This is a genomic window from Rhizobium sp. CIAT894 (assembly GCF_000172795.2).
In the GTDB taxonomy this organism is placed as follows: Bacteria; Pseudomonadota; Alphaproteobacteria; order Rhizobiales; family Rhizobiaceae; genus Rhizobium.
In genome coordinates this window covers 3151715-3167494 of sequence record NZ_CP020947.1, presented here as the reverse complement: position 1 = coordinate 3167494, position 15780 = coordinate 3151715, and the positions used below count along the sequence as shown (strand labels likewise).

Annotated in this window: 17 protein-coding genes; 8 read left to right on the top strand and 9 right to left on the bottom strand. The window is 62.9% G+C overall.

Annotation, left to right across the window (positions count from 1 at the left end):
* Window positions 1–6: 6 nt before the first annotated feature.
* The 3 genes from RHEC894_RS15735 to queF all read left to right on the top strand — a co-directional run bounded on the left by RHEC894_RS15735 (window position 7) and on the right by queF (window position 2246).
* Window positions 7–678 (top strand): DUF2161 family putative PD-(D/E)XK-type phosphodiesterase, encoded by a 672-nt coding sequence (locus RHEC894_RS15735; RefSeq protein ID WP_085737966.1) that lies wholly within the window; start codon window positions 7–9, stop codon window positions 676–678.
* Window positions 679–867: 189 nt separating this feature from the next.
* Window positions 868–1782, top strand: a complete 915-nt coding sequence (gene emfA, locus RHEC894_RS15725) for a CDF family cation efflux transporter EmfA (protein ID WP_085737964.1) — start codon at window positions 868–870, stop codon at window positions 1780–1782.
* Entirely contained in the window at window positions 1782–2246 is a 465-nt protein-coding gene (gene queF, locus RHEC894_RS15720) for a preQ(1) synthase (protein WP_085737963.1), read from the top strand. Before emfA ends, queF begins: the two co-directional genes overlap by 1 nt.
* Before the next feature lie 146 nt (window positions 2247–2392).
* Here queF and RHEC894_RS15715 read toward each other — a convergent pair whose 3' ends face one another.
* Window positions 2393–3151 (bottom strand): DUF2076 domain-containing protein, encoded by a 759-nt coding sequence (locus RHEC894_RS15715; RefSeq protein ID WP_085737962.1) that lies wholly within the window; start codon window positions 3149–3151, stop codon window positions 2393–2395.
* Between the two features lie 231 nt (window positions 3152–3382).
* On the opposite strand from RHEC894_RS15715, the gene RHEC894_RS15710 reads away from it, so the two are divergent.
* Window positions 3383–3967 (top strand): ATP-dependent Clp protease proteolytic subunit, encoded by a 585-nt coding sequence (locus RHEC894_RS15710; protein ID WP_085737961.1) that lies wholly within the window; start codon window positions 3383–3385, stop codon window positions 3965–3967.
* 6 nt (window positions 3968–3973) lie between these two features.
* Here the strand turns inward: RHEC894_RS15710 and RHEC894_RS33790 are convergent, their stop codons facing one another.
* Window positions 3974–4105 (bottom strand): hypothetical protein, encoded by a 132-nt coding sequence (locus RHEC894_RS33790; protein WP_281069149.1) that lies wholly within the window; start codon window positions 4103–4105, stop codon window positions 3974–3976.
* Window positions 4106–4141: 36 nt separating this feature from the next.
* Here RHEC894_RS33790 and RHEC894_RS15705 point away from each other — a divergent pair, with 36 nt between their 5' ends.
* A complete protein-coding gene (locus RHEC894_RS15705; RefSeq protein ID WP_085737960.1) occupies window positions 4142–5341 on the top strand; it encodes a benzoate/H(+) symporter BenE family transporter in 1200 nt (399 codons plus the stop codon).
* Window positions 5342–5682: 341 nt separating this feature from the next.
* A complete protein-coding gene (gene leuA / locus RHEC894_RS15700; RefSeq protein ID WP_089152715.1) occupies window positions 5683–7401 on the top strand; it encodes a 2-isopropylmalate synthase in 1719 nt (572 codons plus the stop codon).
* Window positions 7402–7736: 335 nt separating this feature from the next.
* Here leuA and RHEC894_RS15695 read toward each other — a convergent pair whose 3' ends face one another.
* The 4 genes from RHEC894_RS15695 to RHEC894_RS15680 form a co-directional block, all read right to left on the bottom strand.
* The gene (locus tag RHEC894_RS15695) at window positions 7737–8579 is read right to left on the bottom strand and encodes an anti-sigma factor (protein ID WP_085737958.1); all 843 of its coding nucleotides are present in this window, start codon (window positions 8577–8579) and stop codon (window positions 7737–7739) included.
* A 2-nt stretch (window positions 8580–8581) separates the two neighbouring features.
* Window positions 8582–9091, bottom strand: a complete 510-nt coding sequence (locus RHEC894_RS15690; RefSeq protein ID WP_010069548.1) for an RNA polymerase sigma factor — start codon at window positions 9089–9091, stop codon at window positions 8582–8584.
* 187 nt (window positions 9092–9278) lie between these two features.
* Window positions 9279–9839, bottom strand: coding sequence for a hypothetical protein (locus tag RHEC894_RS15685; RefSeq protein WP_010069547.1), 561 nt, complete (start codon window positions 9837–9839; stop codon window positions 9279–9281).
* Between the two features lie 159 nt (window positions 9840–9998).
* Window positions 9999–10907, bottom strand: coding sequence for a metallophosphoesterase (locus RHEC894_RS15680; protein ID WP_085737957.1), 909 nt, complete (start codon window positions 10905–10907; stop codon window positions 9999–10001).
* A gap of 70 nt (window positions 10908–10977) precedes the next feature.
* Between RHEC894_RS15680 and RHEC894_RS15675 the strand changes: the two genes are divergently transcribed.
* Entirely contained in the window at window positions 10978–11457 is a 480-nt protein-coding gene (locus RHEC894_RS15675; RefSeq protein ID WP_085737956.1) for an NUDIX domain-containing protein, read from the top strand.
* A gap of 29 nt (window positions 11458–11486) precedes the next feature.
* On the opposite strand, the gene RHEC894_RS15670 is transcribed toward RHEC894_RS15675, so the two are convergent.
* The gene (locus tag RHEC894_RS15670) at window positions 11487–12497 is read right to left on the bottom strand and encodes a glutathione S-transferase family protein (RefSeq protein ID WP_085737955.1); all 1011 of its coding nucleotides are present in this window, start codon (window positions 12495–12497) and stop codon (window positions 11487–11489) included.
* Between the two features lie 229 nt (window positions 12498–12726).
* Between RHEC894_RS15670 and RHEC894_RS15665 the strand changes: the two genes are divergently transcribed.
* Window positions 12727–13290, top strand: a complete 564-nt coding sequence (locus RHEC894_RS15665) for an N-acetyltransferase (protein WP_085737954.1) — start codon at window positions 12727–12729, stop codon at window positions 13288–13290.
* Here the strand turns inward: RHEC894_RS15665 and RHEC894_RS15660 are convergent, their stop codons facing one another.
* Together RHEC894_RS15660 and RHEC894_RS15655 are read right to left on the bottom strand one after the other, a co-directional pair.
* On the bottom strand, window positions 13291–13707 hold the full coding sequence (locus tag RHEC894_RS15660; protein ID WP_085737953.1) for a GNAT family N-acetyltransferase: 417 nt from the start codon (window positions 13705–13707) through the stop codon (window positions 13291–13293).
* A gap of 3 nt (window positions 13708–13710) precedes the next feature.
* Window positions 13711–15780: a hypothetical protein gene (locus tag RHEC894_RS15655; RefSeq protein ID WP_085737952.1), complete on the bottom strand. Its 2070-nt coding sequence runs from the start codon at window positions 15778–15780 to the stop codon at window positions 13711–13713.

The window sequence follows — 15780 nt, the reverse complement described above, 5'->3', positions numbered from 1 at the left end:
TTCACTGTGGAAACGTCGCTCTACCTGCCGGTCAAAACCTTCCTTGAGGCGGCCGGTTATGTCGTGAAGGGCGAGGTCGCCGGATGCGATCTCGTCGGCTTGAGCGAGGGCGAGCCGCCGGTCGTGGTGGTCTGCGAACTGAAACTTTCCTTCAACCTCGAACTGCTTCTCCAGGCAGTCGACCGCGCCGCCATGAGCGATGAAGTCTGGATCGCGGCCCGCGTTTCGGCCAAGGGGCGCGGGCGAGAGGCCGATAAACGTTACCGCGATCTCTGCCGACGGCTCGGCATCGGCATGCTCGGCGTCTCCGACGGCGGTGAGGTCAGCGTCATTGTCAGTTCCGTCTCGCCGATGCCGCGCACCAATCCGAAGCGGCGCACGCGCCTCGTCAAGGAGCATCAGCGCCGCCGCGGCGATCCTGCCGTTGGCGGCGGCTCGCGGGCGCCGATCATGACCGCCTACCGCCAGCAGGCGCTGCTTTGCGCTTCGGCACTCGATCGGGGAATCGTAAGGCCTCGAGATATGAAGGCGCTGACATCAAAGGCCGGTCCGATCCTGCGCGACAACGTCTATGGATGGTTCGAGCGCCAGGAAAAGGGCGTCTACGCGCTGACGCCGGCAGGGCAGGCCGCTCTCCTGCGCTGGCCGCAGGCTGACCTTTCCGACCCGATCGGCTGAGTCGCGCCGCGAGGCAGCTTTCCGGCGAGGGGCGGCAACGCCGTGAACGGAGTGGCATTCTCCTTTGACAAATCCATCATCATCGCCCATATCACCCTCAACTGGGCCGCCTGCGCGACATTCGCGTGGGCGGTTTTGCATTTCAATGGCTTGGACCCTGCAATTCATTCGCAACCGCAGGAGGACGATATGAGCGACAACGGCGATCTTACGGTTCGGAAGCTGGCGATGTGGGGCATTCCGCTGTCGCTCGGCGTCATGGGACTGAAGATGGTGGCCTGGTGGGTCACCGGGTCGGTGGCGCTGCTGTCGGACGGCCTCGAATCAACGGTCAACGTCGTTGCCGCCTTCATCGCCTTTTTCGTCATCCGCTACGCGCAGAAGCCGGCCGATCACGACCACCCCTTCGGCCATCACAAGGCGGAATATCTGTCTGCTGTCACCGAAGGCGTGTTGATCGTCGTCGCCGCCCTGCTGATCGTCAACGAGGCGATCGGTTATCTCAGCGAACCGCGCATGCTCGATGCGCCGGTGCTCGGCCTCGCGATCAATGTCGCGGCCGGCGTCATCAATGCGGTCTGGGCGCGGCTGTTGATCCGGACCGGGCGCAAACACCGCTCGGCGGCGCTGACGGCGGACGGGCAGCATATCATGTCCGACGTTGTCACGTCGGTTGGCGTGCTCGTCGGCCTGCTGCTGGCGCTGGCGACCGGCTATGCGATCTTCGATCCGGTGCTCGCCATCCTCGTTGCTATCAACATCCTTTATCAGGGCTGGAAGGTAATCTCGCAATCGATCGGCGGGCTGATGGACCAGGCGGTCGATCCGCGCGACGAAGAGGCGATCAAACAGGCGATCGCCACCCATGCGGCGGGCTCGATCGGCGTGCATGACCTGAAGACCAGGCGGGCCGGCACTGTTACCTTCATCGATTTTCACATGGTCGTGCCCGGCACTATGTCCGTGCGGCAGGCACATGATATATGCGACCGCCTTGAGGATGCCATCAGCGCCGTGCATGAGGGCGCCAAAATAGCCATTCATGTGGAGCCGGAGGGCGAAAAGGCCCATGGCATCCGCGTCAAAGTCGTCAAGGAGGCATGATGCCGAATACCGATGTTTCCAGCCTGTCGATGCTGGGTCAGCAAACCGAAACCGCGCAGTCGCCGGAGCAGGCGGTGCTTGAAAAAGTGCCGTCCAACCATGCCGGCACCGATTACGTCGTGCGCTTCACCGCGCCGGAATTCACCTCGCTCTGCCCGATGACCGGGCAGCCGGATTTCGCTCATATCGTCATCGATTACATTCCGGGCGAATGGCTGGTGGAATCGAAGTCGCTGAAGCTCTTTCTGCATTCCTTCCGCAATCACGGCGCTTTCCACGAGGATTGCTCGATCTACATCGCCAAGCGCATCGTCGAACTGCTCGATCCCAAGTGGCTCCGGATCGGCGCCTACTGGTATCCGCGCGGCGGCATTCCGATCGACGTGTTCTGGCAGACGGGCAAGCCGCCGGAAGGGGTGTGGCTGCCGGAGCAGGGTGTGCCCACCTATCGCGGACGTGGGTGAGCTGCGATCGGGCGCAGCCCGAGCAATCGATCCAGTGAATCGATTGCAGCAGCGAACGCCCTGAGCCCAAGCGAAGGGCCGGGCGAGGGTGCGGCAACCGCTGTCCCTTGTCCGACCGCTGGCCGTCAAGGCTTCAGCGCTGGTTCTCACACATCCGTGACGTCGCCGGACGAGTCATCGCTGTAATCGTCGCCATCGTCATAATCGGCCTGCTGCACATTGTCGTCGTCATCATTGCCGGCATTGTCGGACGCCTGGCGGACATCGTCATTGCCGTAATAATTGTTGATGACGGTTGTTTCCTCGGCCGGCGCGCTGGCATTGCCGAAGGGGCTGGCGCCGAAGGGCGAGCCCCAGCCGAGCGAAGACATGTGGTTGCCGAAGATACCGCTCAGCGAATTGGCAAGCAGCATGCCGCCGGCAACGCCCGCCGCCGTGCCGAGCGCGCCGTGCAGGAAGCTGCCGCCCGCAGACGGCGCAGAGGCCTGCTGGCTCCACGGTCCGGTCGGCTGCTGCGGCATCTGGCGGGTATCGCGGGCTTCGTCATAGCCCCGCGACGGCTGGCCCCAGGGGCCGGGGTTGGAGGGGACCGGAGCCGGCTGCTGCGTCTGGGTGTTGCCGAAGATCGAGCTCAGGAAACCGCCGCCCTGTTCGGCCTGTCGGTGCTCGCTGGCGCCGGCTTCGAGCTGCCGAACGCGCTCCTCGAGTTCCTTGATGTGATTGGCGGCTGCTTCCAGCCCCTTTTCCTGAACGATGACGGCCTGGGCCAGATAGTAGGTGGACGATGGCTGCTCGCGCGTCGCCTGCTCGATCAGGGCCTCGGCCTCGCGGTCGCGCGGCTGGGCTTGCGCGGTGCGCACGCGGTCGAAGAGGGCAGTCAATAGTTGGCGTTCTTCCGGTGACATGTCCTGTCTCCTGTTGATTTCGTATGGCGGTTGCCATGTGAGGGGTGAGGTAGGAACCGATTCAGGCTTTTCAAAGCCATTGCCCGTTACATTTCAGTAAGGCTTGCAGAACGGCGTGAGGCTTCTTAAGGATATCTCCACCGCTTCGGTGCCTTGTGTTTTTCCCGCATTGTTTTAGGCATTGAGTCGCACTATGTGCGGGGAAGCCGAATTCATCTCCAAGAGGTTCGAATGAACGACGAAGAACAAGACGACAAGACCAAGGAACTGCCGCTCGGCAAGGAAACGGAGGCGAATCTTTTCAAGTCGCGTTCGATCTTCATTTACGGACCGATCAATCAGGAATTGGCACAGAAGGTCTGCTCGCAGCTCGTTGCACTTGCCGCGGCCAGCGACGACGATATCCGCATCTATGTCAATTCGCCCGGCGGCCATGTCGAATCCGGCGATTCCATCCACGACATGATCAAGTTCATCAAGCCGAAGGTCTGGATGATCGGCACGGGCTGGGTTGCCTCGGCCGGCGCGCTGATCTATGTCGCGGCTCCGAAGGAGCAGCGCCTCTGCTTGCCGAACACCCGCTTCCTGCTGCACCAGCCCTCCGGCGGCACACGCGGCATGGCATCCGACATCGAGATCCAGGCGCGTGAGATCATCAAGATGAACGAGCGCCTGAACAAGATCATGGCTGCCGCCACCGGCCAGCCGCTCGACAAGATCGCCAAGGATACCGATCGCGACTATTGGCTCTCTGCCGAAGAAGCGAAGGATTATGGCCTCGTTTCGCGGATCGTCACGTCGCAGGCCGATATCTGAGGTTTCTCAGTCAAAGATACCAAGAACCACCCTTGCCGGCTCACCGCAGGCGAGGGTGTTTTGTTTTCGGCTGATGCCTATCGGCAAGGGCTGGACGGAAAGGACCGAATCCGGGCTTGCGTTGGCGGCGATCGTCATGCTCCATGCGCCTTCCCGCAGCCTGCGAGTTCCGCCATGCTCAAAGATTTTTCTGTCCAGGCCCTGTTCATGGGGCTGCTGACCGCTTTCGTCGGTTCTGCCAGCTCGTTTGCCGTCGTGCTGCATGGGCTCGAAGCGGTGGGTGCCACCGATGCGCAGGCGGCGTCCGGGCTGATGGCATTGTCGATCTCCATGGGCGTCTGCGCGATCGTGCTGAGTGCCGTGACGCGATTGCCGATCAGCATCGCCTGGTCGACGCCGGGCGCCGCGCTGCTGGCAAGCACCGGGGCGATCGAGGGCGGCTTCAATGCGGCGGTCGGAGCATTCCTGATCTGTGCTGCGCTGATCATCGTCGCCGGGCTGTTCAAGCCGCTCGGCCGGGCGGTTGCCGCCATTCCCGCACCGCTTGCCAATGCGATGCTTTCCGGCGTGCTGATCGGCCTCTGTTTCGCGCCGGTGAAGGCGATCGGCTTCAATCCGCTGTTCGGGCTGCCGATCGTTCTCGCCTGGATCGTCGTCGGCGCCTTCAAGCGGCTCTGGGCAGTGCCGGCAGCACTCGCGGCCTTCGTCCTGGTGCTGGCCTTCGGCGTCGATATCCCCGACGGCGCATTCGCCTCGCTCGAACGGTCGCTCGTGCCGACGGCTGAAATCGTCCGGCCGGTGTTCAACCTTGCCGGCTTCGTGTCGATCGCGCTGCCGCTCTTCATCGTCACCATGGCCTCGCAGAACATTCCCGGCATCGCGGTGCTGAAGGTTAATCACTACGATCCGAAACCCGGTCCGCTCTTTGCCGTCACCGGCTTCTTCTCGCTGCTGTCGGCGCCTTTCGGCGGCCATGCCGTCAATCTGGCGGCGATCACCGCGGCCATGTGCGCCGGGCATGACGCCCATGCCGATCCGACGCGGCGCTATTGGGCATCGCTGGTCGCCGGCGTCGGTTATATCGTCCTCGGACTGCTTGCCGGCGCAGTGACGGCTTTCGTTGCCTTGGCGCCTCCGATCCTGATCGAAGCGGTGGCGGGGCTGGCGCTGGTCGGCGCCTTCTCGTCCTCGGCGATGTCGGCCTTCCAGGCGCCGGAATCGCGCGAGGCGGCGGCGATCACCTTTCTCGTCACAGCATCCGGCGTTTCCTTCGGCGGCATCTCAGGCGCCTTCTGGGGATTGATCGCGGGCGGGCTGATGCTCGCGCTGTCGCAGCTGGTGAGGGTTTGGAAAGACCGGTCTCAGTCGAGGTAACGGAAGGCGCGTGCTGCGAGGGCTTGCCAGTTCCGCCGCCCAAGGCTATAAGCGCGGCCATGAAGACCCATGGCGCCAGAATTTCCGACACGATTGCACGCGGCCGCATTGCGCTGCGTGACAATACGCGCGCCCTGACCTCGCTTCTTCTCCTCGGCCTTACGCGCGGTTGCCGGGTCCGTTGAGGAGCGCCCGGCGGCCGAAAGCCCGCCCGGCATCGCTCCTCGCGATTCACTTTCAAAATTGACCTAACGACCGACGAAGGTCCGCATTTGTTTATCGCCAAGCCCGACGTGATCGGCTAAGAGGCGGGACAAATGCCGGGACGAGGAGACAAGACAATGGACAACACTAGCAGCCGATCCTCCGCAAAAGGTATGCCCGATGCCGCGCTGAAATACCGGCCCTATCCGCAGGTGAACATTCCCGACCGCACCTGGCCGACGAAGACCATCACCAAGGCGCCGGTCTGGTGCTCGGTGGACCTGCGCGACGGCAACCAGGCACTGGTCGATCCGATGGGCCACGACCGCAAGGCCCGCATGTTCCAGCTGCTGCTCGAAATGGGCTTCAAGGAAATCGAGATCGGCTTTCCCTCGGCTTCGCAGACGGATTTCGATTTCGCCCGCTGGTGCGTGGAGGAGGGCAATGTTCCGGCCGACGTCTCCCTGCAGGTGCTGGTGCAGTGCCGCCCCGAACTGATCACCCGCACCTTCGAAGCTTTGGAAGGGGCCAACCGGCCGATTGTGCATTTCTACAACTCGACCAGCGAGCTGCAGCGCCGCGTCGTCTTTGCCAAGGATGTGCAAGGGATCAAGCAGATCGCCGTCGATGCCGCCAAGATGATCACCGATATGGCGGCCAGGGCCGGGGGCGGCTACCGTTTCGAATATTCGCCGGAGAGCTTTACCGGCACGGAACTCGAAGTGGCGCTGGAAATCTGCAACGGCGTTATCGAGGTCGTCAAGCCGACGCCTGACAACAAGCTGATCATCAACCTGCCGTCCACCGTCGAGATGGCGACGCCGAACGTCTATGCCGACCAGATCGAGTGGATGTGCCGCAATCTCGACAATCGCGAAAACCTGATCATTTCCTTGCATCCGCATAACGATCGCGGCACGGGGATCGCTGCCGCCGAACTGGCCTTGCTGGCGGGCGCCGACCGCGTCGAAGGTACGCTGTTCGGCAATGGCGAGCGCACCGGCAATGTCGACGTGGTGACGATGGCGCTGAACATGTTCACGCAAGGGGTCGATCCCGGGATCGACTGCTCCAATATCGAGCGCATCAAGGAAGTGTTCGAATATTCGAACCAGATGGCGATTGCAGAGCGCCACCCCTATGTCGGCGAGCTGGTCTATACGGCCTTCTCCGGCTCGCATCAGGATGCGATCAACAAGGGCATGAAGGCCGCACAGGTCGCCAACCATCCGGTCTGGGAAGTGCCCTATCTGCCGATCGATCCGCGTGACGTCGGCCGTTCCTACGAGGCGATCATCCGCATCAACTCGCAGTCCGGCAAGGGCGGCATCGCCTATATCCTGCAGCAGGATTACGGGCTCAACCTGCCGCGTAACCTGCAGGTCGAGTTCCGCGAGGACATTCAGCGCATCACCGATGTCGAGGGCAAGGAACTTCCCTCCAAGCGCATCTATGATCGTTTCATCGAGCGCTACGTGACCCAGCCCGATGCGCGCCTCAAATTTGTCGATCACCACACCTATCCCGACACGGAGCGCAAGGGCCAGCGGATCGTCGCGGCCGAGATCACCGATAATGGCGAGATCAAGCGCATCGAAGGACACGGCAACGGCCCGATCGACGGCTTCATCAATGCGCTGTCGCACTATCTCGGCATCGAGATGTCGGTCGAGGACTATTCCGAGCATTCGCTGCAGCACGGCTCGAACGCGGCGGCGATCTCCTATGTCGAGACCTCCTATCCCGGCGGCAAGCTCTTCGGCGCCGGCATCAACACCAACATCGTCGCGGCATCGCTGGAAGCAATCGTCTCTGCGGCCAACCGCGTGCTCGAGCTGAAGGCCGGCAAGGCCTGATCGGATTGAATCAGGCCGCGATCGTCTCGGTACGGTGCGGCCTGACGATTAGGTTGACTTCGTTGCGTCTGCGCTGAGCGCACGCGAAAGCAATGAAAGACGTGCCGTGCGGCCCCCTCATCCGCCTGCCGGCACCTTCTCCCCGCTGGGGAGAAGAGATATGCCGCAACGTCTCGCTTCCTCTCATCCGCAAAAGGGCGCCGACGGACGGTAGGCCACCACTCGCTCCCTCTTCTCCCCAGCGGGGAGAAGGTGGCCCGCAGGGTCGGATGAGGGGGCGGCTGGCGCTGATAGTCGATTTTGCCATGGTGCCGCCTCAGCTCCGCTGGCGGTCATCAAATCGCCGTAGCGATCTTCATGGCGAGCTGGCCGAGGGCGGCTTCGGCGGAGGGGCCGGCAAGCACGTAGGACGTGCCGGCATTGTGCCAGGTGACAAGACCGATCTCGTCCTTGATCGTTTCCTTGAAATCGTCGGTCTCCGGCGGCAGCGCGTCCTTGCGGAAGCAGATGGAGATGACGTCGCCGTCGGCGTTGGAATAGACGAGCTGGCCGACAGGGCGGCTGTCGCCGAGAATGACGCGGGCGCCCTGGAAGGTCCAGGATTCGGCGCTGAGATCGGGCACGCGGAAAGGCACGCCGATCGCGGTGGTCAGCCAGCTGGAGATTTCCTCGGCCTGCGAGGCGGGTACTTCGACGAGATGACGGGGCTGACGGATCAGCAGCCGCTGATAGGCGGTGACGTCGCCCAGCCAGTCGCTGGTATTGGCGGGCGCGGCGGTCGAGGTCGTGGCGGCGATGTCGTCGGCATCAGGGCTGGTGCCGACAAAATAGCCGATACCGCAACCGACGGCGAAGAGGATGAGAGCGGCGGCCAACGCCTGCGGGCCGGTCGGCGCCAGTTTCACCTGCGGGCGCGTGGCGCGCTGGGCGATCGGCGTCTTCGGCGGCTGCGTGCTCTTGATCGAGCGGACGAGGGCGAGCGGCACCGGCTCCTTCAGGATATCGTCGAGGCGGCGGCGGCCGAAATCGGCGCCGTGGCGCAGCCTCTCATGCAGGCGGCGGGCGTTCTCGTCGACTGCCAGGCGCTGCTCCAACTCGTGGCGCTGTTCGGGCGAGACTTCGCCGTCGAGAAGGGCGGTGAGCTGGGCTTCGAGCGGCAATTTCCTAAGATCGGGCAAATTCAGTACCTGTGAATCGGGTGGGTGTCGGCGAGCCCGGCAAAATGCAGCCTGGCGGTGGCAAGCTGCGAGACGACATTTGCCACCGGCGTGCCCATGATGTCGGCCGCTTGCTGGTAGCTGTGGCCTTCGACGTCGACGAGCAGGAACATGCTGGACAGGCCGTCCGGCATGTCGGCGATCATGCGATGGATGGCGTCGGGATCGACCGCAGCCGAGCGCTCGCGCGCGGCTTCTCTGATATCGGTGACGTTGCCGCGGACGGAAGCCTTCGGCTTGCGCTTGCGGCTGTCGTCCGTCCACTGCTGGCGGGCAAGCGTATAGATCCAGCTTTCCAGCCGGCCTTCACCGCTCCATTGATGGCCCTTGGCGATGGCGCGCTGACAGACGGCCTGAACGAGTTCGTCGGCGACGGCAGCCTCACCCGCGAGCGTGATCGCGAAGCGGCGAAGGCGGGGCAGAAGGCCGACGAGATCACGCCGGAGGTCGATGGTCGTTGCGGGTTGACGCATTGTCTATCCAAGAAGCATTCACGATGGTTTCGCGGACGAAGGGTTCGCCGTCGGGCGCGAAGCCGGCCTTATCGACGCCGACGATGCATGTGCTTTATGAAACAAGTCTCCTGCACTGCGCAAGCATTCGGCGGTCTTCATCCCCTTTTCTCAAGGGGTTTTCGTATTGTGGTCCACAAAACTTGCGTCAATATGTCTTGTAGCCGTTCAAGCTCTGCAGCAGAGCGCGATAGGCCCATGTGCCTTCGCCGCCGCGATCGCGGATTTCGACGAGCTGGACACGAGCCCCCTGGATATCTCCCTGTTCCACCAGCGCCATGCCCATGTAGGAGCGGGCGAGGATGTAGTTTTCGTCCGCCTGTAGCGCCTTGCGGTAATAGGACATGCCGAGCTCCATGCGGCCGGCCTTGCGGTTGGCGTAGCCGAGATAGTTCAGGATGCGCGGGTCGTTCTGGTTGCGAGCGAGATTGAGCACGGTGATGGCGTTCTCATACTGGCCGGCATAGGCAAACTCCCGGGCGAACTTATAGAGATCGTCATCGTTGAAGCTGCTCTTCTTCGGGTTGACGCATTCCTTCTTGGCCTTGTCCCAGACCTTGCCGCCGGTGCAGGTCTTGGTCGTCTCGGTCTTCGGCGGCGGATTGGTGTCATCATTGCTGCCGCCGACCGCAAAAGCGGCCGTGGCGATGCCGAAGGCGAAGCCGGCAGCGAGCGAAAGTCTGGACAGGTGACGGAAAGAGGAAGTCATCGGCGGGCTCCGTTCTGAGGCGATGCGGTTGGCCGGATTGTACGCTTACGATTAAAAATACCAAGGGGGTAAGCGGTCTCTGCGGCAAATGTTGCGACGATGGTCCGATGTCTTCTCAGATCGATTCAAGTTCTGGATGAACAGAGTCCGGATCCTGCGCTAACGCGCGAAAATATCGACGCTTTCCGGCATCACGGCATCGCCGGACCGGTTGAGGCTGAAGCGCTCACCGCTGAGCTCCCAGGCGCCGGGAGCTCCATCGATGGAGAAGAGGTTGTAGGCGCCGGGCGGCTTGATGCTGCCCGGTCCCTGCGAGGCCGAGGCAATGCCGACGACGGGCACCGGCTGGACCTGGCCGCGCAGCCAGTGCAGCGTGTTGAGGTGCGTATGCCCGTGCAACACCAGCTCGGCGCCGCCGGTCGAAATCACCGCGGCGAAGCGGCGAATGCCGATCATGCGCTTGTAGAAGGTGGTGGCGCCGCGGATCGGCGGATGATGGATCATGACGACGCGGAAGAGACCGGCCTCGCCGGCCGCGCGCAGCATGTTGACGGTATCGCGGGCCTGGCGGGCGCCGAAAAAGCCGGAGGCGGCAAAGGGAGGTGTCGCGACCGCCGTCGAGCAGCCGACGATCGCGACTTTGCCGCGGATGCGCAGATAGGGGAAGATATGGCGATCCTCCTGCCATTGCGGCGGGGCGAGATCGCCGCGGACATAATCATACCAGGCGCGCATCGACTTCTCGTAGGCGCCGGGCACATAGGCGTCGTGATTGCCGGGAACGACGGAAGTGTCGGCGGGGTCGCCGAGTTCACGCAGCCAGGCGGCGGCGGCGCGGATCTCAATGCCGCTCGCCAGATTGACAAGGTCGCCGGTCACGGCCAGATGATCGGCCTGATGGGCGCGGATGTCGTCGAGCAGCAGATCCAGCGTGCTGCCGAAAAGGTGCTTGCGTCGATTTCGATGCCAGTTCACAAAGCCCGTTATGCGTTTTGAAAACAGCTCCTGGATGGAAAGACGGGGCAGCGGCCCGAGGTGGACGTCGGAAATATGCGCGAGTTTGAACATCCTACGAGACATAGACCAGCTTATTGACAAATCAAACACATCCGGCGCGATGAAGGGCTGAAACGGTACGATGGTGGATAAAGAAAAGCGGCCCCCTCACATCAGGCTGGCCTTGCGCCTCCTGCATGTCTATTTCTCCTTCGCCCGCGGCATGACGATGGGTGTCAGGGCTGCCTGCTTCGACGCCGAAGGGCGGATTTTCCTGGTGCGTCACAGCTATGTCGGCGGCTGGCATATGCCGGGCGGCGGGCTGGAACGCAACGAGACGGTCGAGGAAGCGCTCGCCAAGGAACTGCGCGAGGAGGGCAACCTCAGGATTATCGGCAAACCGCAACTGGTCCAGGTCTATTTCAACACCACGACCACACGGCGCGACCATGTCGTATTCTACCGGGCCAGCGTCGAGCAGACGGCGCCGCGCCCGCCGGATTGGGAAATCTCCGACAGCGGCTTCTTCTCGCTCGACAGCCTGCCCGCCGGCACGACCGAGGCGACGCATCGCCGCCTGGCCGAGTTGCGCGGCGAGCAGGAACCTGACCACCGGTGGTGAGAGGCAAATTCAAGCCGTGATTTAAAGTTCTATGGCGTCCTTTGCGCGTCTGAAAAGACGCGCGGCGCTGTAGCGCGGCCGTGTGGGCTGTCAAGATCGAGCGCCGGGCCGACGGGGACGATGCCGGTCGGATTGATCGTCTTGTGGCTGCGGTAATAATGCTGCTTGATGTGCGTCAGGTTCACCGTCTCGGCAATGCCCGCCGTCTGGTAGAGATCCCTCAAATAGCCGGGCAGGTTGCGGTAGTCGGCGAGGCGGCGGATGTTGCACTTGAAATGGCCGACATAGACGGCGTCGAAACGCACCAGCGTGGTGAACAGGCGCCAGTCGGCCTCGGTCTGGCGGTTGCCGAAGAGGTAGCGGCCCTTGCCCAAGCGTTCGTCGAGCATATCGAGGGTTTCGAACAGCTTGCCGACATTTTCCTCATAGGCGTCCTGGGTGGTGGCAAAGCCCGCCTTGTAGACGCCGTTGTTGACTGTGTCGTAGACGGTGGCATTCAGCGCGTCGATTTCGGCTCTCAGATCTTCCGGATAGAAATCGATCTTCGAGTCGGTCAGGCCGTCGAAGGCGCTGTTGAACATGCGGATGATCTCGGCGGATTCGTTGTTGACGATCGTGCCTGATTTCTTGTCCCAGAGGACGGGAACGGTCACGCGGCCGGAATAATGCGGATCGGCCTTGGCGTAGATCTGCCAGAGCGCGGCCGCGCCGAAAAGCGGGTCGCCCGTGGCGCCGTCGCCGACTTTGAATTCCCAGCCGTTCTCGAGCATCAGCGGATCGACGACAGAGACCGAAATCAGCTCCTCCAGCTTTTTCAGCTTGCGGAAGATCAGCGTGCGGTGCGCCCAGGGACAGGCAAGCGAAACATAAAGATGGTAACGCCCGGCCTCGGCCTTGAAGCCGCTGCTGCCGGAAGGGGCGGCCTCACCATCCGAGGTCACCCAGTTGCGAAACTGCGACGGCTGTCGCTTGAATTGGCCCTGGCTCTCCTTCGTGTCGTACCAGACGTCATGCCAGACGCCGTCCACCAGCATTCCCATGATCTTCACTTCCCTTGATTGCGTGTCGGGACCTGACTTAGCTGAGATAGCGGCGCTTTGCAGGTGGTAAAGGTTGAACAGTGCGTCACGCCGTTCAGGCACTGCATAGTTTCGAGTGCCGTGGTGTGCATTTTGCGTTGGACGGCGGAAATTTTTCCTGCTATCGGCCTTGTCATGATTTGAGAGACCCCTGCCTGATGTTCATTTTCAGAAACCCGCGACGACGCTGATGCTCCCGAACGCCCAAGGCGTGTTCGAGACCCATCAATCTGTCCATCCGGTTTCTGTCATCATGTACAAGCACGATCTCGTCTACCTCACCGAAGACGCGTCTCATGACGCCGCCATCGAACACATCAACGAAGAAGCCTTCGGTCCCGGTCGCTTCGCGCGCGCTGCCGCGCGCATCCGCGAGCAGGGGCCGCATGATCTGTCGCTCTCCTTCATCTGCACCGACAATGGCGAGACGATTGCTTCCGTGCGGATGACGCCGGTGCTGGCCGGCACGGCGAAGGGGCATTTGCTCGGCCCGCTTGCCGTCCGGCCCTCGCACAAGAACCAGGGTATCGGCCGTGAGTTGGTACGGATCGCGGTGGAGGCGGCCAGACGCAAGGGCTCGGAAGCGGTCATCCTGGTCGGCGATCCGCCCTATTACGGCCCGCTCGGCTTCGAGAAGGTCGCCTATAACGCGTTGTCCTTTCCGGGACCCGTCGACCCCGGCCGCGTACTCGTCGTTCCGATCGCCGAAGGCGTGCACGAGCGGCTGAAGGGCATTATCGCCTGGCACGGATGATTAGAGTTTTTTCCGGAGGAAGCTGCGTGTGCGGCCCTCCGGGAAATCCTCAAGCTCCCCGAAGACCTCATAACCCTGACGCAGATAGGCTCGCAAGGCCTGCGGGCTGAACGTGTCGATCCAGGCGCCGCGGCAGCCCCGGGCTTTCGCCTCGTCTTCCGCTTTCGCGAGGATCTTGCCGGCGAGACCGGTGCCGCGCAGCGTATCGGGAATATAGAGCATCTGGGTAAACAGCCAGCCCCAGGCGGTAAAGCCGGACAGACCGCCGGTCACCTTGCCGTCCGTGTCGCGGATGAGGACGGCAAGCGGCCGGCGATCCGCGGGGCCAACATCACTATTGTTGAAGGCCGAGAGCGCATCGGTGATAACAGCGAGTTCCTCCGGCGAGGGTGAGGCGGTCAGCTCGAATGCCGGCATGGGTTATCGCCCTTCACGCCACCACATGGCGCCAAAGGCCAGCAGCAGGATGCCGACGCCGGCGAAGCCGGCAAAGAGCGGCAGCGTGTTGATGCCCTTCAACACCGTCTCGCTGGTCATGCGGATCATCATGCGATCATTGTCGGCGACGCGCACCTGACCGCGCACCGGCAGGATCGGCGGAACGTTGATCCTGCCATTTTCGTTGGCAACGCGGGTGACGAGACCCTTGCTTCTGTCGGCGATCGGCTTCAGCACATCGGTCGTCGAGATCATCGCCTTGAACTCAGGTGCGTCGACGGCGCCGATATGCACAAGTGTCGAGAGCTTGCCGTTGCGGATTTCGAAGAGGCCGATTTCGTCCATCCGTTTCTCGGCCTTGTAGAGCCCGGGTTCGGACTGGGTGAGCGCCAGAGTTTCGGTCTTGCCGGAGGGATAACGCACGGTGGCGTTGCCGGGATTGTCGCCGATCGTCTGGCGCGTGACTTCAAGGGTCCGGCCGGAGGCGCGCGCCGTCAGCGCTTCTTCCTCTAGCGCCGGCTCCTTCATCAGCCAATGGGCGATACGGCGATAGAGCGATACGTTCGGACCGCCGCCTTCGAAGCCGCGCGCCCACAGCCAGCCCTGATCGGAAAGCAGCATGGCGACGCGGCCCTGGCCAGCGCGGTTCAGCACCAGCAGCGGATGGTTGTCGGCCCCGAGCATAATCGTCTCGCCCTGCGGCCGGTCGACATCGACGCTGCGGAACCAGCGGCCCCAATGCGGCGGATCCTCGCCCGAACCATCCAGGCCGCGGGTGACGGGATGTTTGCGGCCTTCCTCGGAGAGGCGGGGATAGAAGGCTTTTTCGATCATCTCTCCGGTGGGCGTTGCCGGCAGGACCGACGAAAGCGGCGTCAGCGCGATGGAATCGGGGCCGGCATGCTCGGGACCAGCAGCGATCAGCAGCGCGCCGCCGTTGTCGACATATTGCGCGATGTAATCGTAATAGAGCAGTGGCAGTACGCCGCGGTGCTGATAGCGGTCGAAGATGATCAGGTCGAAATCCTTGATCTTGTCGACGAAGAGTTCACGCGTCGGGAACGCGATCAGCGACAACTCGTTGATCGGCGTGCCATCCTGCTTTTCCGGCGGACGCAGGATGGTGAAGTGGACGAGATCGACGGAGGCATCGGATTTCAGCAGGTTGCGCCAGGCACGCTCGCCGGCATGCGGCTCGCCGGAAACGAGCAGGACGCGGAGATTCTGGCGGATGCCGTCGATGACGTGGACGGCGCGGTTGTTGGCGGTGGTGACCTCGCCGGGAAGGGCCGCGACCGAGAATTCGAGCACGTTGCTGCCGCCGGCCGGCACCTTGAAGGAGAAGGGCGTATCCTGGCCGGGCGTCGCCTGCAGGGTAGCGATCTCGTCACCGTTCAGTTTCACCGTGACATTGGCCGTGCCGCCGGGGCTCGGGCCGTCGTCGAAGACGCGCAGAACGACTTGCTGCTCCTCGTTGACGATACCGAAGCGCGGCCCCTTGATGACTTCGATGCGGCGATCGAATTCATTGGCCTTGCCGGTGATGAGGCCGTGGATCGGCGCGTCGAAACCGAGCGCCTGGTTGGCGGCGGGGACATCATGGACTTCGCCATCAGTCAGCATGATGGCGCCGCCGATACGGGCGGGCGGGACATCGGCGATGTTGGCAGACAGCGCGTCGAACAGCCGGGTCGACGGCACGTCGGAATTGACGTCGCCTTCGACATCGACGAAGCGAGGTTCGATCTGGGGGAAGCGGGCGAGCTGTCCTTTCAGGGCAGCAAGCGCATCGTCTGTCGTCTTGACGCGGTCGGGTGTCTGTTGGCTCTGGCTTCGGTCAACGAGAACGGGGACGATGGTCGACAGCTGATCCCGGTCCTCCTGCAGCAGGACGGGATTGGCAAGGGCGGCCAGCATGGCGAGTGCCGCCAGCGTCCGGATCCAGGCGCCGCGAATGCCGCGCCAGACCGCCAGGCCGGCGATGATGGCGCTGACGGCAGCCAGTGCGGCCAGAACCGGCCAAGGCAGGAAGGGCGAAAAATCGAACGTCAT